Raw genomic sequence first — 24,730 nt, 5'->3', positions numbered from 1 at the left:
CGCCGTCCTAGTCCGTCAGCGCACGGAGCATGGGCTCGTCCCAGCCTTTTTCGTCGGTATAGAGCCTGAAAGTGTTGCCATAGGCCCATAGGCACCACGGGATATCTGCGCCTTCCAACGCCTCGGCAACCGCATCGTTGAACTTGACCCGTTCGCCTGCATCGACCGGATCATTTACACCGAACTCGCCGACAAAGACCGGGCGTTTCACCGCGTCGCGAAAGGCAACAGCTGTCGCGACATCGGCAGCAAGTTGTTGGCGATCTTCGCTCGACCCCCAACCACGTTTGCCCTTTGGCATATCGTCACCCAGCCACGTCGCTTGCTGATGGGTAAAGTTGAAAGGGTCGTAATAGTGATAGGTGTACACGACATTCGGATCGTCTGTGGCCGCATTGGAGCCCAGCGAGCGAATGCCCGACCAGTCCTCACCGCCGAAAATCACAATCCGCTCCGGATTCTTCGAACGGATAATGGCGAGCGCAGCAGTTTGTGTCTGGCGCATCAGCTTGCCTTTCAGATTCTTGTTCGGCTCATTGAGCGTTTCAAACCACACATTGTCCGGCGCGTCGGCAAAGGCCGCTGAAAGCTCTTTCCAAAGCGCGATGTAACGCGGCATCTGCTCTTCCGGCTTATCCATGATCTCCTCGAAATGATGGATGTTCATAATTACATTGAGATCAGCATCGAGCGCAGCTTGCACATTCGCTTTGGCAAGCTTCATAAAGTCAGGGTGGATGCGATATTCCGGAGCCGGCCCAGTGTAAGCACTCCAGCGGATCGGAATGCGCACTGTGTCGAAGCCTGCCGCGGCGATGCGCTGGTAGTCCTCAGGTCCATAGAGACCGCCCCAACTCACTCCGTTCGGCGTCTCCAGCGCATTGCCCATATTGACGCAGCGCTTCATCTGAAATGCCTGCTCTACGGAAGCAGTTTCGCTAGAAGGTTCTTGGCCGACAGCCGCTGGAGCGGCCATAGCTGCAAGCAAAGTTGCAAGGCCGATTGGTGCGCTTATGAGTTTAACCGACATCGTTGTCACTCCTATACTGAACTTGATTCTTCCGCAGTTTTCTTCGCTGCGATTAGATCGTTTTCTTACTTATTCTTGGGCGCTGCGGTCGTATCACGCAGAACGAAATTGTGATCGAGAACAACGCGCCGTGAACTGCCCGTACGCTTGTGCTGGAAGCTATCGATCAAATTTTCAATAGCTACCTCACCCAACTCATGCAGAGGCTGATGAATGGTGGTCAGCTCCGGACGCATACGCGTGGCGACGGCTGAATCATCATATCCCACTACAGACAAATCACCGGGCACGGAAACCCCCGCCATAGTCGCAGCGGTGACCAGTCCTGCGGCCATATCATCGTTAGACGCGAAAACCGCTGTCGGCGGGTTGGCATGTGCCAACAATGTTTGGCCGGCTGTCATCCCCGAGCTGAAATCGAACGAGCCGGGAACGACAAGTTCTGGGTCGACGGTTAGACCCGCCGCATTCATCGCCATCGAGAAACCTTCGAAGCGAACATGCGTCGCACGTTGATTCTCCAAGCCGCGAACAAACGCGATGCGCTTGTGCCCAAGGTCGATAAGATGCTTGGTCAGTTCGATCGAAGCGTTGTAATCGTCGATCTCCACCAAAATACCATCAGCAGTCAGATCGACGGGGCCGATCCGGACAACATCGATGCCCAGTTCTTTGAGCGCAAAGGCGATCATTCGATTGCCGGCATAGGGGGCAACCAACATAATACCGTCAGGCCGATGTTGATGCGTTAACTGCTCTAACTCAGCCTTGATTTCATCAAAACTATGGTTGTGGAGATCCTCGAGCAAGCTGATCGACAGTTGATAACCAAGCTTCTGACAGGCAATAACCGCACCGAACTGGATCGCGTTGATGTAGCTACTGTCGCTCGCATGGCAGAGCAAATTGATGTTGTAGGATTTGTTCCCGCGCAGGGACCGTGCCGATTGACTGGGCACATATTCCAACTTCGCAACCGCGTCTTTCACCTTGTTACGCAGCTTGTCCTGCACATGCGGTTCGTTGTTAAGCACCCGTGAGACAGTCTTGATGGAAACGCCCGCAAGATCGGCGACGTCTTTCATCTTTGCCGTCTTGGGTTTGGATTCTCCGGCCATCAACTACCCCCTTATCTCGAAAGTTCGTCCACGATCCGCGCATGGATATCGCGGCTCAATGGCATTTGGTAAAGTGCAAAGGAAGCCGCAATCATTAGCGCGGCGGGTACAACCGCAATGAAATCGCTCAATTTCATTGCGGTTTCCGCCGATTGAACTTCCAGGTCCGGCTGATAGCCGATGCCCGATAAAACAAAGCCCACCATCAGTCCGGTAAGAGCGCCCGATGCCTTTTGCACAAATAGACTGGAGCCAAACACAGCCCCTTCGTCACGCCGTCCATATGCAAATTGGCCATATTCGACGGTATCGGGGATGATCGCCCAGATGATGACTGCAGAAGCAGACCCAGCGAAGCCGAACAAGACTATCTGTAATGGCACGCCGTTGATCAGGAACGGGCCAAGGAAGAGTAGCGACAGTCCGACCAAAACCATCCAGCCAGTGGCGATGTACCAGCAGGTCTTCTTTCCCCAATTGCGCGCTACAATCGTCCAGACCGGTGTTCCGGCCAAAGTGGCGAATGCGTAGAGGGACATCACCACCTCCTTCCGCGCGAACTGCTCCGAGAAGGATTCGAGATAGAATGCCATAGGGATCAGCATACTCGCACCGCTGGCCGAATTGATAAAGAGGACCAGCAACAGCACACGCAACGCACCGTTGCGCCGCAAACTATCAAAATAGCCCCGAAAGTAGGGCGGCTCGCTTTCGGGACGCTTGCCTAACGGCTCGTTCTCTTCGGTAAAGAAGAAGCACAGCACCAATGCCATGGTAGCAACGCAGGCCCCGATTGCAGCAGTCACGAAAAAGCCGCCAGCGTCCTTGTCGACGCCGCCAGCAATCTCACGGCTAAGCGGGAAGAAGAAGCTGGTAACACACAACATTCCGCAGAAGGCAAAGATCATCCGCACGCCCGAAAGCTCGGACCGCTCTACACTGCTGAAGGTCATTCTCGCCGACAGCGCAGCATAGGGCACCGCGACTATAGTATAACACGTCCTGAAGATGATCCCGGCCCCCAACAAGGCAAAGAACAGCAACCATCCCTCAAACGGAGGCGACCAGAATAGCAGGCAAAATGACAGGCCAAGCGCAAAGCTGCCGAACAGGATAAAGGGCCGGTAAGACCCGTATTTGCTGCGGCTCTTGGCGCTGAATGACGCGACCAGTGGGTCAGACACGGCGTCCCAAAGCAGTCCGAAGAAATAGATCATCCCGGCTTGCTTCGGTTCTAGCCCAACGACTTCCGCATACCAGAAGACCAGTATCAGAGAGAGGCTGTGCCAATAGATATTGAGGCCAAAATCGCCCACGCCATAGCCGGCCAGTCTGCGAAATCTGTTCATCGCAGGAATGCCCGATTAGGAAGCAAAGTGACTGATCCGATCAGAACGCGCCTACTCCAGTCGCCTTGGTACTGATCCGGAGTAGCCGGTCCTGTGCGGTAATAAACAGCGTGCTGCCATCCCCGCCAAAGGTGCAATTTGCGGTCGCGCTGCCTGTGCCAATTCGTCCCAGGCACTTGCCCGATGGATCGACCAGCAGCACGCCGCCCGGTCCTGCTAAAAACATATGTCCGCTGGTGGCGACCGCCATACCGTCGGGAAGGCCCGGAGTGCCTTTTGTATATGGTGCCACGTCGAACCACACTTCGCCCTTCATATCCCCGTTTAGATCAAACCGCTCCACCAAAGGCGCGTCGGGATCTGATTGCGCGACATAGAGGTAACGCTCATCCGGAGACAAGGCAGCGCCATTGGGGAACGTCATATCATCAACGATCCTCGCGACAGTGCCATCAGGGTCGCGGCGATAGACTCCGTTCACGGCCATTTCTTTGAGCGGAGATTCGTTCAGTCCCTCAAGCCCGTAAGGCGGGTCGGTGAAGAATAGGGTGCCATCGCTTTTCTCGATAATGTCGTTGGGACTGTTGAAGGCTTTCCCTTCAAATCTATCAACCAGCACGGTCCGTTCACCGCTGTCGATATCCAACTCTTCGACAGCGCGGCGGCCATGATTGCAAACCAATAACTTGCCGTTGCGCCCAATCAGCAAACCATTGGCACCCGCTTCGCGAAAGCCGGCAGCATTGTCTGAACCAACACCTGAAGGGTCAAGGAAGGTTTTGACACCCTCACCCTCTTTCCAGACATAGGCGACATTGCCGGGCACATCGGTGAAATAGAGCTGGCTACGTTTGGTGTCCCAAGCCGGACCCTCGGACCATTGATAGCCATCACCCAGCTGCTCCAGCTGCACATCACGCGCCACCAGATCGAAAAAGGCCGGGTCAAGAACTTCAAGGAAGTCCGATTTCGCACCGGCCGCTGCATCATCAGCGCCGCGCCCACTGCAGCCAATCACCGCCAGTGCCGTACTCGCAACCAGCATTGTCCTACGCGTCAACATCACAATCCCCTCACCAACGGTCTATAGCCGCAAAACCCTGAAAATCCTATATTGACAACCTTGTCAAAATTCTCTCGAATGTCCATGAGAAAATTCGAATCTGGCGGGAATCAACATCGCTAGGTCGGTACACGGGACGGGTTATTGATGACACGAGTACACAAATTTGTCGGCGGATTACTGAGCGTCACTGCACTTACGGCATGTGCCGCGACAACCACCGCGTCAGAGCCTATCTCGGCAGGCAGTGCTTCAGTTGAGCAAACGGAAGCCTCACAAGCCGGAGTAATCCATCCGGATATCTGGCCTGAGCTAACACCAGCCCCACTCGACCCGGCGATTGAAGCACGCATCGACACAATTATGGCGGCCATGAGCGTGGAGCAGAAAGTCGGTCAAACCATTCAGGCCGATTCAGCCTCGGTCACACCGGAGGAAGTGAAGAAATACCGCCTCGGCTCCGTGCTCAGCGGCGGCAATTCCGCACCAGGCCCTCTGCCCTATGCCGATACGCAAACATGGCTGGATATGGCCGACGAATACTACGCCGCCTCGGTCGATCCGGAGGGCGTTGAAACCGCCATTCCAGTGATCTGGGGCATCGACGCTGTGCATGGTCACGCGAACTTGCTGGGCGCGACAATCTTCCCACACAATATCGGACTTGGCGCGGCAAATAATCCCGAACTGATCGAGCAGATCATGCAAATCACCGCGCGCGAGCTCATTGTGTCCGGCCACGACTGGACCTTTGCCCCCACCCTCGCGGTTCCGCGCGATGATCGTTGGGGACGCGCATATGAAGGGTTTGCTGAAACACCCGACATCGTCGCATCCTACGCCGACCAGATTGTAGAAGGCCTGCAAGGCGAATTCGGTACCGATGACTTCATGTCCGAAGGCCGGATAATTTCCTCTGCCAAGCACTTCATCGCCGACGGCGGTACCGAGAACGGCGCCGACCAAGGCGATGCCAAGATCAGCGAAGAGGAACTGCGCGACATCCACGCAACCGGCTATCTGCCTGCACTTGACGCTCAGGTACAGACGGTGATGGTCTCTTTCTCGAGCTGGCAGAACATCAAGATGACCGGCAACAAAGCGCTGATCACAGATGTGCTGAAGGGCCGGATGGGCTTCAACGGTTTTGTCGTCAGCGACTGGAACGCACATGGCCAAATTCCCGGCTGTACCAATCTCGATTGCCCTGAGGCATTCGATGCCGGAATCGATATGTTCATGGCACCCGACAGTTGGAAAGGCCTGTATGAAAGCCAGCTGGCGCATGTGAAATCGGGTCGCCTGTCGATGGAGCGGCTTGATGATGCGGTTCGCCGGATCCTGCGCGTAAAGCTACGCTATGGTCTGTTCGAACGCGGTGCACCGAGCACGCGGCCCGGAGCGGGTAACGCAGCGTTGCTGGCACAAGACAGTCACCGCGCGATTGCGCGCAGCGCCGTTCGCCAATCACTGGTGCTGCTGAAGAACAACGAAGCAACGCTGCCACTGGATGCGGGCAAAACCGTGCTCGTCGTAGGCGACGGGGCTGCGAGTATCGCCAAAGCATCAGGTGGCTGGACGCTATCCTGGCAAGGCGGGTCACATAGCAATGACGAGTTTCCGAACGGCCAATCGATCCTCGACGGCATTCGCAAAGCAATCGAAGCTGACGGCGGCACGGTCATCTTCGACCCCGAAGGTACCGGCAATCACCAAGCTGATGCAGTGATCGCAGTCTATGGCGAGGATGCCTATGCCGAATTCCAAGGCGACCGCGACAATGTCGACTTCGAACCCAATGGCTTCGACACGGCCAAGCTCGCCGATTTCAAAGCGCGCAACATGCCGGTGGTATCAGTGTTCCTATCTGGCAGGCCGCTGTGGACCAATCCTGAAATCAACGCTTCAGATGCGTTCGTCGCCGCGTGGCTTCCAGGCAGCGAAGGCGGCGGTGTAGCGGATATGCTGTTCCGCACCGATCCGGCATTCGACTTCACCGGCAGACTATCTTTCTCGTGGCCCAAAACAGCAACGCAGGCTGATCTCAATGTCGGCACTGCCGGGTACGATCCACTGTTCGCTTATGGCTACGGACTTAGCTACGGCAACAAGGACAACCTCGCCGCACTGTCCGAAATCTCTGGGATTGATGCCAATGCATCAAAATCCGCATCGGTCCTGTTTGCAGGTGGGCAACCGCAGGGTCGCTGGTCACTCTACGGCCGTGTCAACGGCACACAGACCCGCATGACAGATCGCGTTTGGAATGGCGGCGCACTTACGCTCGCACCAATCGACCGCGTTGCTCAGGAAGATTCGATGCGTGTCACTTGGCGGGACGCAGGCCCCACGCTGTTCCTCGGCACGCATGACAACGCCGATTGGACGAGGGAGAGCAACGGCGCGATGGAACTGGCGTTTCGCGCGCGCGGGGGTGGCACTGCACCCACAACGATATCGGTCGGAATGACATGTCCCGACGGTGAAGATTGCGTAGTCGATTTCCCCGTCACAATATCCGCAGGCGAGTGGCAGGATTACCGGATCAGCCTGTCCTGTTTCGCAGATCGCGGTGTCAATATGGCGTCCATCAGCGGCGGATTTACCGCACGTAGCAACGGTCCGGCGCAGGTCGACCTCTCGGATATCCGGCTCGATTCCGACACAGACGCGACCAAAACCTGCGGCGACTGATGACTACATCGCAAGCCATCGTTGTGATGGGGCCATCGGGTTGCGGCAAATCGACCGTCGGCAAGGCTTTGTCCGCCAAAACGGCGTGGCCGCTGGTTGAAGGGGATGACTTTCACCCGCCAGCAAACATCGCCAAATTGACCGCAGGTGCTGCACTGACCGACCAGGATCGCGCCGCGTGGATCGACGAACTGGTATCGGTGATGGACAGTCTTTCTGCGCCAACGATCGTCGCGGCCTGCTCAGCACTGACGCCCTATGTCCAGCGGCGGCTGGTCGACGAAAGCCGCCGCGATATCCGCTTTGTGATGCTCGAACTATCGCGCGAAACCTTGGCGGAGCGTGTCAAAACACGCACCGACCACTTTATGCATCCAGAACTAATAGACAGTCAGATCGCCGCGTTGACGGTGCCCGATGGTGCTTTGATCCTGCATGCGAGCAAGCCAGTCACCGAACTGGTCGACACTATTATCGGCAAACTAGCCTAATAGAGCCATCAGCAGGATCAGAGCGAAGCCGACGACTCCGACCAATGTCGAAGCAACCGTCCAACTGCGCATCGTCTCTGCCATGCTCAGCCCAAAATAGCGCGACACGAGCCAAAAGCCCGAATCGTTCACATGGCTGAGCACACTCGCGCCTGCAGCAATCGATATCGTCAGCAGGGCTAGGCCATACGCGTCCATACCTGCCGCGCTCGCTAATGGTGCAACTAGGCCGGCTGCGGTCAACATAGCAACAGTTGCGGATCCTTGTGCCACCCGCACGATTGCAGCCAATGCGAAGCCAGCAACCAACGGCGTCAGACCGATGCCCACGGCGGATTGCGCCAACGCATCACCTGCGCCCGTGTCGATCAGCACCTGCTTGAATGCGCCGCCCGCGCCGGTCACCAAGATGATCGCTGCAGTTGGTTCAAACGCACGTTCGATGGCATCACGCAACTTGCTTTGATCTGCTGCCTGGTCCGGCTTCAGCAGCAGCGCAGCAAGGCCGCATGCCATCAGCAAGGCGACAAAGGGATGACCAAGAAAGGCAATGCTCTGGGCCGCGAAGCCGGCACCCTCTTCATTCGATCCGACGAGGGCCGCAGCCACGATCAGAACAATCGGAAAGGCGATGACTGAAAGCGCTTTTGCAGCGAGGCCTGGCGTGAATTGTGCGGTCTCTTCGTCGTCAGTGTCTGGAATCGTCCCGAAGGCGAGCCAGCCTCGCCGCTCGGCAAAGCCGGAATAGATTGGTCCCGCGACCAGCATTGCCGGTATGCCAGCAGCCAGACCACACAGAATGACAAGGCCGAGCGGCGCGCCGAGAATGTCTGCCACAGCCACCGGCCCCGGTGTGGGCGGGATGAAAGCGTGCCCGGCAGCCAGTCCGGCCAGCAGCGGCAAACCAAAGGCAATCGCCGGTTTCGCGGCGCGTTTTGCAATAGCGCGCACCAATGCGATCAACAGGATCAATCCGACATCGAAGAACACTGGTATCGCGATCAGGATTCCGGCAAAACCCAAGCCGTAACGCGCGACGCCCGGCGAACGCTCGGAAATGATCGAGCGCGCCAGTGCCTGCGCGCCGCCGCCAGCCTCAAGAAATGCGCCCAGCAATGCACCCAGCCCGACAATGATCGCGATAAAGCCGAGCACCCCGCCCATCCCGCTTTGAATGGATCCGATGACTGCTTCCGGTGAAAGTCCAGCCGCAAGGCCGGTTAGCAATGCCGACAATAGTAGCGCAGGAAATGCGGGGAATTTCCGATGCAGAATGAAGAACAGCAGCGCGGCAACTCCCGCCACCGTTGCCCAAAGAGCGCGTGATTCCGGCGCGATATCTAACAATGGCTGCATGTTATCCCCTCACTTCGTGCGCCGCGCCAGCATCACCCAGTCGCGATCTTCAGAAGGCGGTTTTCCGATGCTTGATGTTCCTGTCACGCTGGTCACGCTCCCGGACTGCAAATCACCGCCTGCGACCGGATCAAACCAGTGGATTTGCCAGCCGTCGCCGTCGCCATCCAAAGTGAAAGAGCCGATCTGATCGGGCCGGAAGTAGACGGCAACGACTTCACCCGGTTTGGCGTAACAATAGGGCTCTACCCTCTCGCACGGTATCATCTCCCAATAGGGTAGATATTGTTCGAAAAACTCGAGAGCGTTCCGGGTCTGCTTCCACAATTCCGCGCGCGATCGCCAGTCTTCAGTGGTCAGATCATTGCCCTTTTGGCGAGCACCGAAGTACCATTCGACGCCTGCCGAGCCAGCCAGCAACGCCCCCCACAAAGCATGGCGGCGCATGACATCATGCGTCGGATCATCGACGTCAGCCTTTGCGCCGGTATGCCACGGACCAATCTCGTCCATCGTGATCATCCATGGGCGGTCACTGGCGGCCGAAAGCGCCAGCCACTTGCGTGTTTCAGCATTGACCAATTGCGGATCGGACACCTGAAATGACAGCCCATCAAGCGAAGCATGGCCGAGCAGCGGGGTGAGAATTTCATCCTTGTCGGCTTGCTCAGCATGTGTGTGGAGCAGGATCGGATTGTCGTAAGGATCATGCCGGTCGATAAAGTCCGCCATCGCCATCCGCTGTGCAACGTCTTGTCCCTCAGGCCGCCAATGGACCGGGCCATTCTCCTCGCCTAAATTCCACGTCAGCGCCGGATGATGCGCGAACCGCGCGATCAACTCACGATAGTAAAGTTGCCGCATTGGGCCAGTATCACCGCCATCGAGCATCAGCTCGTTCTCGGTCTCCTGCGTGACCAAATGCACCATGATCCCGCGCTGCTGCATATGCGTAAAAACAATGTCCCACTGCGCCAGCTTGCTGACATCAAAGCGCGTGGGATCGTTTGGTTCGCGCCATGGCCAAACATCGTTGCCATCACCCTCGACATTCATCGTCAGCAGATAGACAGCATTCATCCCTTCATCAGCAAGGTAGTTCAGAGCGCCAATCAGTGCCTTGCCTTTCCCGCTCTGCCATTGCGGATCACCCGCGCGCCAATCGCGCAAATGCGGAGCGTATGTGTGAAGTTCTGAGCCCGATGAGGCTTCACCATCGCGGGCCTGTTCAGCCTGCCGGTACGTGCCGTCTATATCGCCATAACCGAACAGGTTCTCCGGGCTGTTTGCGCCGCCCTTGAGCCAATATTTGTCGCTGCCGGCAAAGCGAAAATGGCGACCATTTTGGATGATCCGGCCACGCGTGCGGAAGTCGTCCGAGGCGGTTTGAGACTTAGTCACGGTGAAGGAGCCACCCGCATTCCGCATGGGAACAAGCCTTCCGGCCGCATCATCATCCAACAGGGCGATCTTTGCGCCCGTTCTTAGTTCGGCACGATAAGACCACTCACCTGGCAAATGCGGTGCAAACCGCACCCGCCAGACATTGCCGCTATCCGCGCTTGTCTCCGCAGCTTTGCCATCGGCCGCGTAGAAACCGCGAATGACCTTCGTGCCACTCTCGTGCATAAATGTGACTTGAAGGCGGTAGTCCAGAAATGGGTTGATCGCTGCGCCTTCGCTTGTCTGGGGGCCAGCAAAGTCGATCACAACCGGGTGCCACTGCTCGAACACCGGCTCTGTCATAACCGGCTCAACGTGCACCACGACGGGCGGCTTTTCAGCGAGCGCGCCTGTGCACGCGGTCAGCAAAGCCGCGGCAATTAGGCTTGCCCAATTCTTCAAGCTGCGGTGTCTTTCGGCTGGGCCATCATTCGATAATCATTTGGGTTCTGGCGGCGTTTCCATGCCCTTGGAATTCCACTTCCAGAACACAAATTTCAACGTGGTGTCACCGGTGTTCCTAATCCCGTGGCTGTCCCACGGTGCAGCGTAGAGCATGTCGCCAGTCTTGGCGGCGAATGTCTCAGTTCCGACCGTCCATTCACCTTGGCCTTCGAGCACCATCAGGAACTCTTCCTCGGCATGGGTGTGCGGCGGATGAATCTCCATACCGGGTTTAATCTCTGCGGTGCCCGACAGCAACTCGCGCGTTCCGCGCGTTTCGCCCTCGTAATATTTGACGAACTCGCCCCATTCTTCAGAGGCTTTTTCGGCTTCATCCAGCGTCAGCACTTGTGTCCCGATGGCTGATGCCCCGTCACTCTCTGCAGCTGCCGCGCTGTCGCTTTCAGGCGCCGTGCAAGATGCAAGCAGACCAGCAGCAAGAATCATGGAAATTGCGTTTTTCATAAAGCCCTCCTTACAGGTAACACTACTCAAGTTGATAACGTTGTCAAACACGCGATATGCTGTGCCAGATAGAAAGTCCGTGCGATCGGACTAACTAGCCCGGTCGGCCTTGTCCTTGGCGTTGGTGCCCTTGATCATATTGCGCATTTGCTCCCACTCGGCATCACCCAGCGGCGCGAGAGTCTGGTAAAAATTACCGCTATTCGCCTGATAGCCCGCGCCGTCGATGGCGATGGTCTGGCCATTCACCCATTCGGCGCCCGGCCCCATCAAGAATACGGCTAGATTGGCAAGTTCGTGCATTTCGCCGTGACGGCCCATCGGGTTCATCCGGTCATTCGAATTATCACCGCGCCCTCCCGGTGACAGCCGCGCGCTCATACCGTCAGTTGGGAATAGACCAGGAGCGATAGCATTGAAGCGCAGGCCATAGCGCCCCCACTCAACCGCAAGGCTTTGAGTCATGGTGTTGATTGCCGACTTCGACATCGCGGAGGGGACAACAAACGGCCCCCCATTCCAAACCCATGTAGTCAGGATAGAGAGAAAACTGGCTGATTTCTTCTCTGCGATCAGACGTTTGCCGATATTATGCGTCAGATAAAATGTCCCGCGAAAGACGATGTCCGAAATCGCGTTGAAGCCGTTGATCGACAGATCTTCGGTCCGGCTGATGAAGTTGCCCGCCGCGTTGTTGACCACACCGGTCAGCGCGCCGCCATCTGCCCATATCGCATCGACCATCGCATCAATCGCCTCGGCATCGCGGATGTCGCAGGCATGACCAACCACACTCCCACCATGAGCCTCCATCAACTCCTGCGCAGTTTCATCAAGCTTGTTCTGACGTCTCCCGCAAATATGCACCGTGGCGCCGAGCGTCAGAAATGCTTCGGTCATTTCGCGACCAAGGCCGGTGCCCCCACCGGTCACCAGAATGCGCTGACCATCCATCAGACGATCACGATACATCAGCTTTGATACGTCCATCGGTCTCTCCTAATCGGTGAACTTCGGTTTGCGCTTCTCGACAAAAGCTGTGGTACCCTGGGCGAAATCATCGCTCTCGAAAGCCGCCGCAAACATGTCGCTTGTCGCGAGATCTTCTTCCGTTTGACCATCGAGAATCCGGCGCAGCATCCGCTTCATTGTGCGGTTTGATCCGCTCGAATTCGCTGCGATAGTCTCGACAACGCCATCGGCGCTATTGGCAATAATCTCGACCAAACCGATCCGCGCCGCTTCCTCCACGTCGATCAATTCGCCGGTGTAGAGCAAGCGCTTCGCCTGCCCGGGGCCAACCAGATCGGCCAGCAGTTTCACGTCGTGAAAGGGATAGACCAGGCCCAGCTTCGCGGGTGTGATTCCGAGCCGGGCAGTTCGCGTAGCAATGCGAATGTCGCACGCCAACGCCACTGCACAACCGCCGCCAATGCAATCGCCCTCGACAAACGCGATCGTCGGTATCGAACAACGTGCGAGCCGGTGCTGCGCATCGGAAATCGCCGCATGATTGTCTGCCAACCAAACCGCGTCACCCTTGTTGGCAAGCATTTCGCGAATATCCGCACCGACGCTGAACGCACCGCTCTCTGCGGCCCTAACAACAAGAGCGCGCAGACCTCTCTCTCCTTCGATCTGATCAAGCAAGGCAGGGATTGCCTGCCACATCGCCAGAGTAATCGCATTGCGGCGCTCCGCACGGTCAATCAGCAAGGAGCCGATTGCTCCGTCGCGTTCAAATCGAATTGTCATTGCACCGCAATGGCGCGCATGGCGCATCGCGGCAAGCCAATCCTCACGGTGGAAGACGAAGCGGCTCTAATCGCACCCTGATTGCGCCAAGCTCAATTCGCTTGTAAGACGATGCAAACGCCCCGGCACTATCGCAGTCCGCCGGGGCGCTGCTATTTTGAAGGAACCCGCATGTCCCGTCGTCGCCAAATCTATGAAGGCAAGGCCAAGATCCTTTACGAAGGCCCAGAGCCGGGCACGATCATCCAATATTTCAAAGATGATGCAACGGCTTTCAACGCTGAAAAAAAGGGCACGATCAACGGCAAAGGCGTGATCAACAATCGCATCAGCGAATATGTGTTCACTCGCCTCAGCCACATCGGCATCCCCACTCACTTCATCCGCCGGTTGAACATGCGTGAGCAATTGGTGCGGCAGGTAGAGATTGTTCCGATCGAAGTGGTCCTGCGCAATGTCGCTGCGGGTTCGATCTGCAAACGACTTGGGCTGAAAGAGGGTGACCAACTACCGCACACACTGATCGAGTATTACTACAAAGACGATGCGCTGGGCGATCCGCTGATCTCCGAAGAACATATCGCCTGTTTCAACTGGGCCAGTCAGGAAGAAATGCAAGACATTGCCAGCATGGCGATCCGCGTGAATGATTTCCTGTGCGGCATGTTTGCGGGAATCGACATCCGACTGGTCGACTTCAAGCTCGAATTTGGCCGCCTCTATGATGGCGATTTCAGCCGCGTCATTCTGGCGGACGAAATCAGCCCTGATGGCTGCCGCCTGTGGGATATGAACACTAACGAGAAGATGGATAAAGATCGCTTCCGGCAAGATCTTGGCGGGATCGAAGACGCCTATCAGGAAGTTGCACGGCGTCTCGGTATCCTCAACAATGACGATAACAGCCCGGGCGAAGTTCTCGATATGAGCGCTCACCGCGGCAAGATGCGCGGAAAACCTGCGAAGAAGTAACCCAGCTAGATGCAGTAAGTAAGATTGAGCCCGCTGGGCGCGATGGAACCCGTTCCATACGGCATAATATCGCCATCAATCTGCAGCGGTATAACCGTCTCTTCAAACGAAATACGGCGTACACTGCGAATTTCGCACAGGCCGAGTTTACCGACAGGTAAACGAACCGCTGCAGCGGCGCTGAATGCCATCGCGGAAAACCGTGTCGAGCGGCGGATTGTGATCAATTCCACGCTGTCACTTCTCAATCCTGCGGCTGGGCTAAGACGAAAAGGGCCAGCATAGAGTGCGCCGCGTGAGAGAATCATCATCTCTGCTTCGCACGCAAAGGGCGTACCGTCGGCAAGTTCGCCCGTAAGAGCCATTGGTTGGCGCTGCCAACGATACATTTGCCGCATCGCCGAGACCACATACGCATACCGACCGATGCGCCGCTTCAACGCCGGCTTGATTCCCGCAACAGCCGCGCTATCCGGCCCGACACTCATGCAGGAAACGATAGGCGTATCGCCCAGCCGGTAAAGTGGAGAGCGGGTCCAGCTCTGCGGTCCGCGATCCCATGCCGCGCGTATTTGCCCGGCGAGTTTTGTGGGATCCTTCGCATAGCCTAGTTCGCGCGCGACGAGGTTGATCGTACCGGCAGGTGCAATGCATAGCGGTACCGAACTTGCGCGCGCGCGCAATGCCTGAACCGTATCGCGCAAAGTCCCATCGCCGCCATGAACGCAAACACAATCGGCATTTGCCGACAGCGCAACCGACCCGATCGCCGTTGCTACCGGTCGCGCGTCGATATTGTGCAAACGGAATGCTTCGATCAGCGCGGCCAAACGCCCTTCGTGAAAGCTGCCCGCTGTAGGATTGTAGACAAGGTCCATGAGCATGTCGGCACATCTATCGCCAAGCTATTGAGAAATAGCCAACGCGGTCCGTCATTGCGGGTTCAGCCAGAGTTCGCCATGAGGCGGGGATGATTTCCCGTTTCTCTGCGCGCGCAGCGCTTTCGCTTCTTCTGACAACCGCCCTTGCCACTCCCGCCCTCGCGCAGGAGGAACAAGGCACCAGCGTGGTCGTTCCTGCGGACGAAACTAAGCCTGTCGGATGGGATCCCTTAGACTGGGATCTCGAAGACAGCGAGTTCACGCCCGAAGCAGGCTGGCATTTCGGCAAGCTCGACAACGGAATGCGTTACATTATCCGGCGAAATAACCGGCCGGAGAATACTGCGCTGGTCCGCATGGAGGTGGACACAGGATCGATCAACGAGCGCGACAAAGAGCGCGGCTTTGCGCACTATGTCGAACACATGGCATTCAACGGATCGACCAATGTACCAGAGGGCGAAATGGTCAAGCTGCTGGAACGCAAAGGCTTGGCATTCGGTGCGGACACAAATGCCAGTACCGGTTTTGAGCGGACACAGTACAAGCTCAACCTGCCCAAAGCCGATCCCGATTTGCTCGATACCGCGCTGATGCTGATGCGCGAGACGGCCAGCGAACTGACCATCGCGGAGGAAGCTGTCGAGCGTGAGCGTGGCGTAATCCTGTCCGAACGCCGCGTGCGCAACAATTACAGCTTGAAGAATGTCGTCGATAGTCTGGCATTCGGTTTCCCCGGCTCGCATCTATCGCAGCGACTGCCCATTGGGACTCTGGAAACGCTCGAAGCTGCTGACGCAGCCGGTCTCCGCGCCTTCTGGGAACGCGAGTATGTTCCGCAAAATACCGTGCTGGTTGTTGTTGGCGATTTTGATCCTGGCGTGGTCGAGCAAAAAATTCGTGCGCGGTTCGCTGATTGGAAAGCCGCGCCGATTCCAGAGCAGCTAGAAGCTGGGCCGGTCGATATTTCCCGAACTGGTGAAACCGATATTTATCTGGATCCAGCGCTGACCGAGTCTGTCTCGATCTTCCGCCATGTGCCGTTCGTTGATGAACCGGACACACTTGAAAACCGCCAAAAAGCTTTGCTGCTACGCGTCGGCAGAGGTGCGCTATCGCGCAGATTCCAGCGATTACAGCGTAGCGAAGATCCACCATTTCGCAGCGTTGGCTTTGGCGTGAACGAGTTCTTCGAAGAGGCTGATACTATCCAGGTGTCAGTCAGCACCGAAGAGGGTGGTTGGAAACGCGGTTTGGATACTGCCGTTGATGAGTTCCGGCGTGCTTTGCAATTCGGCTTCAGCGAAGCGGAAATCACCGAGCAAGTCACCAATATGCGCACCGCTTACGAGAATAGTGCAGCTGATCTCGGCACACGTAGCAATGGCCGCTTCGTTGGCAGCGCATTCACGATGGCGCGGGGCGATCGTGTGGTTTCCGGGCCGAAGGCTACGCTTGATAGATTCAACGCCTTCGCCGACCAGATCACGCCCGAAACGGTTATCGAGGTGATGCGGTCAGAGTATTACGAGCTTGGTAACCCGCTGATCCGATTTAGTGGCAAGACAGCGCCGGAAGGCGGTGCTGAAGCGCTTCGAAACGCGGTGAATGAAGCATATGATCGTGAGTTGGTGGCGCCTGAGTTCAAAGCCGCAGCCGAGTTCGCTTATACCGACTTTGGTCCGCCAGGCCCCATCGCTTCTGACACAACCTCCGACGATCTCGGTATCCGAACGATCCGTTTTGCCAATGGCGTGATGCTCAATCTCAAGCGGACCGATTTGCAGGACAATGCGATCAATGTCAGCATGTCTATCGATGGCGGGCGAATGCTGCGGACGCGTGATAACCCATTGGCGGTAGAGCTTGCGGGCCTGCTCAGCAGTGGCGGTTTGGGCAAGCATAGCACCGACGAATTGCAATCGATCCTGGCAGGCCGTTCGGTTTCCGGAAGCTTTGGTCTTGGTAGCGATATCTTCGTCAGCCGCGCACGCACGACACCGCGCGATTTCAAACTGCAAATGTATTTGCTTGCGGCGTTTGTCACCGACCCTGGCTACCGCCCAGAGGGTCTTGGGCCATGGCGGAAGAGCCTCGACGATTTCTTTGCCCGGCTTGGGAAAACACCTGGCTCGGCCTATTCGGAAGCATCGCGCGCAATTTTATCTGACGGCGATCCGCGCTTCACGCGCCAACCGGTCGAGAACTATCGCGCGCTTGAATACGAAAAATTGGCTGAAACGATCAGCAGCCGGCTTGCCAAGGGTGCTATCGAGATCGCGATTGTCGGTGATATCGATGAGGAAGAGGCTATCGGTCTGGTTGGCGAGACGTTTGGCGCATTGCCCCGCCGCGAAGACGCTTTCAAACCCTATGATGACGAACGCCGCATGCGTGCGTTCACCGGGAACCGCGGATTGCACACCGTCACTCATGCCGGCGAACCCGATCAGGCAATGATCAGGCTGGTTTGGCCAACGACCGACGATTCAGATTGGGAACTGACCTCACAATTGAACATGCTTGCACGAGTGACACGCTTGAAGCTCACTGAAAAACTGCGCGAGGAATTAGGGCAGACCTACTCGCCCAGCGTCGCCAGCAGCCCGTCGAGCACCTACGTAGGCTACGGTACATTCTCGATGGGTGCATCTGTCGATGTCACCCAGCTTGATGCAACCAAGGCCGCGTTGCTGGAAGTCATCGAAGATCTCATTGCCAACGCGCCTGATGAGGATCTAATGCAACGCGCGCGCCAGCCGGTCCTCGAAGCATTGGAAAACCGCCTCAAGAACAACAACGGCTGGATGAGTCTGGTCAATCGGGCTCAGAGCGATCCGGATGACATCAAGCGCTTCCAGACCGCTACCGATCGCTACACCGCAATGACGGGTGAAGAATTGCAGGCTCTGGCCGTGCAATATCTCCAACCCGGCGATGCTGTGGAGTTTCGCGTAGTGCCAGAGGAACCCGCCCCGGCCAGCGAATGAACCGCTTTTCCGACAGCTAATCGCGCTTGCCATCTTGCCCCGCGCGCGGCTGCGCGGCATAGGCTGCGCGCATAGTCTAAGCTGCGCCATTCCAAGCAAAGGGCACCGCCATGAAAGTCCATATCCACGTTTCGCTGAAACCCGGAGTGCTCGACCCACAGGGCCGTGCAATCCATCATGAACTCGAAGCGCTCGGCTTTTCCGGCGTAAACGATGTCCGTGCGGGCAAACTGATCGAACTGGACGTGGCCGATGGCACATCGGATGATGATCTCGACCAAATGTGCCGCAAGCTGCTGGCCAATATGGTCATCGAAAATTACCGGATTGAGAAGTTGGAGCCCAAGAGGGAAAACGCGTGATGGGTTTCCGCTCCGCAGTTATCACTTTTCCCGGATCCAATTGCGACCGCGACATGGCGGTGGCTCTTGAGCAGGTATCGGGTAGCGCGCCGATCCGTGTATGGCACGGTGATGCCGACTTACCCGACCGATTGGATTTTATCGCGCTGCCCGGCGGATTCTCTTACGGTGATTATCTTCGCTCAGGAGCGATGGCTGCGCGCAGTCCTATTACGAAAGCGGTGGTCGAAGCTGCGGGCAAAGGCGTACCGGTGCTCGGTGTGTGCAACGGCTTTCAGGTGCTAACCGAAAGCGGGTTGCTGCCTGGCGCTCTGATGCGCAATGCCAGCCAGAACTTCGTGTGCCGCGATGTTCCGCTGAAGGTTGAAAACAACCAGTCGCTGTTCACTGCCGGCTACGAAGCCGGTGAGACAATCCATATCCCGGTTGCCCATCATGACGGTAATTTCTTCGCCGACGAAGAGACCCTTGACCGGATTGAAGGCCAAGGCCGTGTGGCATTTCGCTATCTCGACACAGTCAATGGATCGCGCCGCGATATTGCGGGCGTTCTCAATGAAGCAGGCAATGTGCTGGGCATGATGCCCCACCCCGAACGCGCCATCGAAGAGACGCATGGCGGCAGCGACGGTCGCGCGCTGTTTGAAAATGCTGTCAAAGGGCTGGTCCGCGCATAAGCGAACAGACCAACTAAGCGCGGCGTAGGCCTTCGCGGACAAACACCTGGCGCGCTTCGCTGGCTGGCATAGGCCGCCCGAAGTAGTAGCCCTGGATTTTCTTACAGCCGAGCTTGCGGATAAATTCTGCTTCTTCAGCGTTCTCAACGCCTTCAGCCGTAGTCGACATCTCGAGGCTCTCGGCCATGGCAACAACAGCATTAATGATCGCTAGGCTCTCAGCGCTGCCCTGCACCGCGCCCTGAACGAAGCTACGATCCACTTTGATGGTAGAGAAGCTCAGTTTCCGCAAATACCCTAGCGATGAGTATCCAGTACCGAAGTCATCCAACGCAACCGTGCAACCGAGCGCGATCACCTGCTCCAACGCAGCGCGCGCGATATTCGCATCGCGCAGGAAGATGCTTTCAGTCACTTCGATCTCAAGCCGGTGCGCCTCCAGTCCGCTATTGGACAGCGCACGAATGACGGTCGAAGCAAAATCGGGCTCGATCAGCTGTTCGCCCGAAACATTCACGGCAATCCGGACATGTGAGGGCCAATTGCAGGCTTCGATACAGGCTTGCTCCATCACCCACGTACCAATCGGAATGATCAGGCGGGTATCCTCGGCCAGCGGAATGAACTTGTCCGGACCCACAAAACCATGCTCTTGACTGTTCCACCGGACCAGTGCCTCAAAGCTGACAACGGTCTCGTCATTCGCATCAACAACCGGCTGGAAATTGAGCGACATTTCATTGCGATCAAGCGCGTGCCGTAGCGAAGCTTCCAGCTTGCGCCGTTCTTCGGCATGGACGTGTAATGTTGGCTCGTACTGGCAATGCGCACCGCCGCCTTCATCCTTCGCACGGTAGAGAGCGAGGTCTGAATTGCGCATGATTTCTTCAACGGTTTTACCATCACGCGGCCCAACAGCAGAGCCGACGCTGGCACCCACATAAAGTGTGTTGCCGTCGATATCATACGGCTTCGACAGGCTGGCGATAATGCGCCGCGCCAACGCATCCACGCTGCCTTTGGTCGATGCATCGCGGATTACGATCCCGAACTCATCACCGCCAAGGCGGCCGCACATGGCGTTGTCGCCCATCAGTTCGGTCAACCGTCCGGATACTTTAGCAAGCATCTTGTCACCGACCTGGTGCCCCAGTGAATCGTTGACCGCTTTAAACCGGTCGAGGTCGAGCATCAGGAATGCACAGCGTGTACGCCATTGCTTCGCATAGCGCATCGCATCGCGCAGTGCTTCGTTGAGCATCAGCCGGTTGGGTAGTCCCGTCAGAGTGTCATAACGCGCAAGATAAGCGATCTTCTCGCTCGATTCGCGTTGTTCGGTTACATCAGATCCGACACCACGGAATCCGACATAGACTCCGTAATCATCGACCATCGGTGTGCCTGATAGTTCCCACCAACGCTGCTCGGCATTTATCTCAACCTTGATAATCAGGTTGGAGAAGTTCTCTTTCTCCTTGAGCCTATCAGCCAACTCATGAAGACTGGGCGAGAACTCTCCGCTTTCCCATGCATCACCGGCAAGTATTTGGAGGAACGACTTACCTTCGATCTCCTCAAGCTGTTTGCCCAATGCAAAAGCGAAACGCGGTGAAACCGAGCGGATACGTTTGTTCGTATCAACCTGCCACAGCCAATCGGCTTGGTTCTCTTCGAACTCGCGCAGAAGCAGTGAAACAACTTCGCTCTTCTCTGCCATGCCGTCCTGAGCGATCCGCGCGGTGAGATATGTGCGCGCCGACTCCACAGTGCCTTGGCAAATAATTGCAATCGTAACGACAATGATCACAGAGGTCTCGTAAGCACCGAAGATCGCTGCCGAGATCGCTGCCGCTAGACCAGTCAGTATCGCGAAGATAACCGAGCCGAGCGGTGCGGCTGCAACCACCAACACCAACCCGACAATCAACGCCGATAGCGTAATCCAGAGTGTAAGGAGTTCGACCAGCGTGCCTTGGACGGCAAAAAATAGAAGCGGAACCGCCCACGTCAGGCCCATAATCGTAATGGCAACGATCCGTCTCCGGAATTCCTCTTGCGTGAGCTTTCGATTGTCCGCGCCGGCAAATGCCTTGTCACATTGCGTGATATACACGGTTGCACAAAGCAGAACCGCGAGCCACGCGCCCATCACCGGTAGTCCGACGACATCGAGATATAGCCAGACCACCATAATCGCGACGATGGCTTGAGAGAGCAACCGCATCAGCACATTTTCGGACAACCGTGAGTATTGCAGTCCGCGCAGACGTGCCCAATCAGCCTCGCCAGGGCTGCTAAGCCCTAGCACAGCGAGTGCCGGAAGGCGCTCGGGTAATACCGGCAGACTGGATTGGTTCTCACTCACGCGAGTGTCGGTAACCAAAAAAGGTTATCGCACAGTAAAGCGTGCCAACGAAAATTGATCCATGCCCTACGTGCCAGTTCAGAGATTATATCTCTTATTTACAGCAGGTTGAAACGAAATTTTCCAGCCTAACAGAGCAATCTACCAGTTACTCAACCGTTACGGACTTAGCCAAGTTCCGCGGCTGGTCGACATCGGTCCCTTTCACGCAGGCAACGTGATACGCCAACAACTGCACCGGAACCGCGTAAACGAGCGGTGCGATGAGCGGGTGCACTTTGGGCATTTCGATGGTTGCGATGCAGCCTTCCCCGGCTTCTTCCAGACCTTCGCGGTCGGAAATGAGAACGACCTGACCGCCACGCGCGCGGACTTCGTGCATGTTGGAAACGGTCTTTTCAAACAACGGCCCAGACGGAGCCAAAACAATCACAGGAACCTCTTCATCAATCAACGCGATCGGTCCGTGCTTCATTTCACCCGATGCATATCCTTCTGCGTGAATATAGCTGATTTCCTTGAGCTTTAGCGCACCCTCAAGTGCCAATGGGAAGTCAGGACCTCGGCCAAGGTAGAGTACATCGCGCGCCGGGGCGATCAGATGCGCCATGCTGGCGATATCTTCGTCATGATCGAGCGCAGCATTGAGTGCGGCAGGCGCCTCGAGCAAATGGTGGACGACGTCTTGCTCCTCCGCACGGTCCATCTTGCCTTTCTTGACCGCCATATGCGCGGCCAGCGCGGCAAGGACGGCTAGCTGGCAAGTGAACGCTTTCGTCGACGCCACGCCAATTTCGGGCCCGGCATGGGTTGGCAACAACAGATCCGCTTCGCGCGCCATGGAACTGGTCGGAACATTGACGACAACGCCGATTGTCTGGCCATTCGCTTTGCAATGCCGCAGAGCGGCGAGCGTGTCAGCGGTTTCGCCAGACTGGGAGATAAACAGGGCCAACCCGCCCTCCTCCAAAACCGGATCGCGATATCGAAACTCGCTGGCGAAATCCAAGTCGACTGGGACACGGGCAAATTGCTCAAACCAGTATTTTGCGACCATCGCCGCGTAATAGGAAGTGCCGCAGGCCACGATTGTGATGCGGTTAATCTTGGACAGATCGAAATCGATTTGCGGCAATGCAACCGTCTCATCTGCCTGGCGGACATAGCTGCTGAGAGTTTGCGCAACTACGGTAGGTTGCTCAAAAATCTCTTTCTGCATGTAGTGGCGATAATTGCCCTTCTCGATCGCCGCAGCCGACGCACCGGATGTGGTAACTTCGCGTTCTACTACATTGTTTTCTTGATCATATATGGTCGCACTGTCCCGCGTGATGACCACCCAATCGCCCTCTTCAAGATAGGCGATTTTCTGCGTCAACGGAGCCAATGCCAGCGCATCGGACCCAAGGAACATTTCACCGTCACCATAACCGACAACCAAAGGTGACCCGAGCCGAGCGCCGATCAGCATATCGGGATTTTGGCGGAACGCGATTGCCAGCGCAAACGCCCCACGCAATTGCGGCAACACGGTCTTCACCGCATCTTCCGGGCTCGCGCCATTCTCGACTTCTTCCGAAATCATATGCGCGACCGCTTCGGTATCAGTCTCGCTTTCGAGCTTCCGGCCCTTCGCTTGCAGCGCATCGCGTAGCGGCTTGAAATTCTCGATGATGCCGTTGTGCACCAGCGCTACTTCGTCTGTGGCGTGCGGGTGTGCATTGTGCGCAGTCGGTGCCCCATGGGTGGCCCAGCGCGTATGCGCGATGCCAATATTGCCCGGAGCAGGATTACCGCCAAGCTCTGCTACAAGATTGCCAAGCTTACCCTCGGCGCGGCGGCGAACAAGTTGATCGTCCTTGATGGTGCACACGCCCGCACTGTCATACCCGCGATATTCCATCCGCTTAAGACCATCGACCAGACGATCTGCAACGGGCTGAGTGCTGACGATGCCAATAATTCCGCACATTGGAGTGGTGCCTTCGTTCTAAATTGTTCAAATTTCGCGCGCGCTTTGCGCACAAAAGCTTTGCATTTCGTGTAGCGCGTATCGCCTATGTTTCAATCGCTGATTGGTTGCGAAGCACGCTTTGCTGCTCTCCGGACGCGCACCGCGCCGCAGGATTGACCAAAATCTTTCAGGACGTGGTTTACACTTCCTTAAAGCCTTCGCTGCCAAATCACTCCGACGCGCGCGGTTTTGCGTGCATTTGGGGGCCAAACTAAGCCAATGACCAAGCTAATTGTCCAGATACCGTGCTTTAACGAGGCGGAGGACCTGCCCGCAACGCTGGCTGCGATTCCGCGCCGGATCGACGGGATCGATACTGTCGAAATCCTGGTGATCGACGATGGTAGCCATGATGGTACGTCCGAAGTCGCAAAACGCTGGGGTGTGCATCACATTGTCCGCCATCGCCGTAATCGCGGATTGGCCGCAGCATTTCGGACCGGCATCCGCACCGCACTGGATGCCGGTGCAGATATTATCGTCAACACCGATGCCGACGGCCAATATGTCGGTGAGGACATCGCCAAACTTGTCGCACCAGTTGTTGCCAGAGAAGCAGACGTGGTCATCGGCGATCGCGGTGTCGCAAACAACGCCCATTTCGGCCCGTTCAAACGTCTGCTGCAACGCTTGGGTAGCACTGTCGTTCGCAGGCTATCGCGGACCGACATCACCGATGCGGTCAGTGGATTCCGTGCGATCACACGCGCCGCCGCACAGCAAATCAACATCACCACCGATTTCAGCTACACCACCGATATGTTGATCCAATCGGGCCGCAAGCGCCTTGCGATCAAGAGTGTGCCGATCCGCACCAACGAGACAATGCGGCCTTCGCGCCTGTTCACATCGATCCCGCGCTTCATCATCAATACCGGCATCACAATTGCCCGAGCCTATACCACGCACAACCCGCTGCGCGTGTTCGTCGGTAGCGGTGCTCTGATCGCGTTGATCGGCCTCGCACCGATTATGCGGTTCATATGGTTCTACGCGACCGGCGCTGGCGACGGTCATATCCAATCGCTCGTCATAGGCGGCGCATTGCTGGTGCTCGGGACACTGGTCGCGATCATGGGAGTGCTCGCCGATTTGGTTGCGTCGAACCGCAAGCTGATCGAAACCAACCTAGCCGAAACACGCGAATTGCGTGATCATATCGTTATGCTGTCTGTGCCGGCGGAAGATCCGGTCGACACCCCTTCACACGAGCAAGATTCCAAAAGAACCGCGACCGGTACCTAACGATGACCGAAGCGAT

19 protein-coding genes are annotated in these 24,730 nt (G+C 56.8%); 7 read left to right on the top strand and 12 right to left on the bottom strand.

Annotated elements, in window-relative coordinates:
* Positions 1-7: 7 nt before the first annotated feature.
* From J9777_RS02290 to J9777_RS02275, 4 genes are all read right to left on the bottom strand, one after another.
* A complete protein-coding gene (locus tag J9777_RS02290) occupies positions 8-1,030 on the bottom strand; it encodes a glycoside hydrolase family 5 protein (protein WP_209347178.1) in 1,023 nt (340 codons plus the stop codon).
* Positions 1,031-1,095: 65 nt separating this feature from the next.
* The gene (locus J9777_RS02285) at positions 1,096-2,148 is read right to left on the bottom strand and encodes a LacI family DNA-binding transcriptional regulator (protein WP_209347177.1); all 1,053 of its coding nucleotides are present in this window, start codon (positions 2,146-2,148) and stop codon (positions 1,096-1,098) included.
* Between the two features lie 11 nt (positions 2,149-2,159).
* Positions 2,160-3,497 carry a glycoside-pentoside-hexuronide (GPH):cation symporter gene (locus J9777_RS02280; RefSeq protein ID WP_209347176.1) on the bottom strand — a complete coding sequence of 446 codons (1,338 nt, stop codon included), beginning with the start codon at positions 3,495-3,497 and terminating at the stop codon, positions 2,160-2,162.
* Between the two features lie 40 nt (positions 3,498-3,537).
* A complete protein-coding gene (locus J9777_RS02275; RefSeq protein WP_209347175.1) occupies positions 3,538-4,560 on the bottom strand; it encodes an SMP-30/gluconolactonase/LRE family protein in 1,023 nt (340 codons plus the stop codon).
* Between the two features lie 147 nt (positions 4,561-4,707).
* Here J9777_RS02275 and J9777_RS02270 point away from each other — a divergent pair, with 147 nt between their 5' ends.
* Both J9777_RS02270 and J9777_RS02265 read left to right on the top strand, forming a co-directional pair.
* Positions 4,708-7,254, top strand: coding sequence for a glycoside hydrolase family 3 protein (locus J9777_RS02270; protein WP_209347174.1), 2,547 nt, complete (start codon positions 4,708-4,710; stop codon positions 7,252-7,254).
* Positions 7,254-7,745, top strand: a complete 492-nt coding sequence (locus J9777_RS02265) for a gluconokinase, GntK/IdnK-type (protein ID WP_209347173.1) — start codon at positions 7,254-7,256, stop codon at positions 7,743-7,745. Before J9777_RS02270 ends, J9777_RS02265 begins: the two co-directional genes overlap by 1 nt.
* On the opposite strand, the gene J9777_RS02260 is transcribed toward J9777_RS02265, so the two are convergent.
* The 5 genes from J9777_RS02260 to J9777_RS02240 form a co-directional block, all read right to left on the bottom strand.
* Entirely contained in the window at positions 7,737-9,101 is a 1,365-nt protein-coding gene (locus J9777_RS02260) for a gluconate:H+ symporter (RefSeq protein ID WP_209347172.1), read from the bottom strand. The genes J9777_RS02265 and J9777_RS02260 overlap by 9 nt on opposite strands.
* 9 nt (positions 9,102-9,110) lie before the next feature.
* Entirely contained in the window at positions 9,111-10,946 is a 1,836-nt protein-coding gene (locus J9777_RS02255) for a DUF5060 domain-containing protein (protein ID WP_209347171.1), read from the bottom strand.
* A gap of 36 nt (positions 10,947-10,982) precedes the next feature.
* On the bottom strand, positions 10,983-11,453 hold the full coding sequence (locus tag J9777_RS02250) for a cupin domain-containing protein (RefSeq protein WP_209347170.1): 471 nt from the start codon (positions 11,451-11,453) through the stop codon (positions 10,983-10,985).
* A 90-nt stretch (positions 11,454-11,543) separates the two neighbouring features.
* On the bottom strand, positions 11,544-12,443 hold the full coding sequence (locus J9777_RS02245; RefSeq protein WP_209347169.1) for an SDR family oxidoreductase: 900 nt from the start codon (positions 12,441-12,443) through the stop codon (positions 11,544-11,546).
* 9 nt (positions 12,444-12,452) lie between these two features.
* Positions 12,453-13,208, bottom strand: a complete 756-nt coding sequence (locus tag J9777_RS02240; protein ID WP_209347168.1) for an enoyl-CoA hydratase-related protein — start codon at positions 13,206-13,208, stop codon at positions 12,453-12,455.
* Between the two features lie 171 nt (positions 13,209-13,379).
* Here J9777_RS02240 and purC point away from each other — a divergent pair, with 171 nt between their 5' ends.
* Positions 13,380-14,180, top strand: coding sequence for a phosphoribosylaminoimidazolesuccinocarboxamide synthase (gene purC, locus J9777_RS02235; protein ID WP_209347167.1), 801 nt, complete (start codon positions 13,380-13,382; stop codon positions 14,178-14,180).
* Between the two features lie 5 nt (positions 14,181-14,185).
* On the opposite strand, the gene J9777_RS02230 is transcribed toward purC, so the two are convergent.
* Complete coding sequence (locus J9777_RS02230) at positions 14,186-15,064, bottom strand: diacylglycerol kinase family protein (RefSeq protein ID WP_209347166.1); 879 nt, start codon at positions 15,062-15,064, stop codon at positions 14,186-14,188.
* Between the two features lie 86 nt (positions 15,065-15,150).
* On the opposite strand from J9777_RS02230, the gene J9777_RS02225 reads away from it, so the two are divergent.
* The 3 genes from J9777_RS02225 to purQ all read left to right on the top strand — a co-directional run bounded on the left by J9777_RS02225 (position 15,151) and on the right by purQ (position 19,090).
* Positions 15,151-18,051 (top strand): M16 family metallopeptidase, encoded by a 2,901-nt coding sequence (locus J9777_RS02225; protein ID WP_209347165.1) that lies wholly within the window; start codon positions 15,151-15,153, stop codon positions 18,049-18,051.
* 110 nt (positions 18,052-18,161) lie between these two features.
* Positions 18,162-18,413 (top strand): phosphoribosylformylglycinamidine synthase subunit PurS, encoded by a 252-nt coding sequence (gene purS, locus J9777_RS02220; RefSeq protein WP_209347164.1) that lies wholly within the window; start codon positions 18,162-18,164, stop codon positions 18,411-18,413.
* On the top strand, positions 18,413-19,090 hold the full coding sequence (gene purQ / locus J9777_RS02215) for a phosphoribosylformylglycinamidine synthase subunit PurQ (protein ID WP_209347163.1): 678 nt from the start codon (positions 18,413-18,415) through the stop codon (positions 19,088-19,090). Before purS ends, purQ begins: the two co-directional genes overlap by 1 nt.
* A 13-nt stretch (positions 19,091-19,103) precedes the next feature.
* Here the strand turns inward: purQ and J9777_RS02210 are convergent, their stop codons facing one another.
* The gene (locus J9777_RS02210; protein ID WP_209347162.1) at positions 19,104-21,455 is read right to left on the bottom strand and encodes an EAL domain-containing protein; all 2,352 of its coding nucleotides are present in this window, start codon (positions 21,453-21,455) and stop codon (positions 19,104-19,106) included.
* 148 nt (positions 21,456-21,603) lie between these two features.
* Positions 21,604-23,427 (bottom strand): glutamine--fructose-6-phosphate transaminase (isomerizing), encoded by a 1,824-nt coding sequence (gene glmS, locus J9777_RS02205; RefSeq protein ID WP_209347161.1) that lies wholly within the window; start codon positions 23,425-23,427, stop codon positions 21,604-21,606.
* A gap of 261 nt (positions 23,428-23,688) precedes the next feature.
* On the opposite strand from glmS, the gene J9777_RS02200 reads away from it, so the two are divergent.
* Positions 23,689-24,714: a glycosyltransferase family 2 protein gene (locus J9777_RS02200; protein WP_209347160.1), complete on the top strand. Its 1,026-nt coding sequence runs from the start codon at positions 23,689-23,691 to the stop codon at positions 24,712-24,714.
* Positions 24,715-24,730: the final 16 nt, after the last annotated feature.

The sequence above is a fragment of the Pontixanthobacter sp. CEM42 genome, assembly GCF_017812015.1.
Lineage (GTDB): Bacteria > Pseudomonadota > Alphaproteobacteria > Sphingomonadales > Sphingomonadaceae > Pontixanthobacter.
Note: the sequence above shows the minus strand (reverse complement) of the source record. Positions and strands in the feature narration are given on the sequence as shown.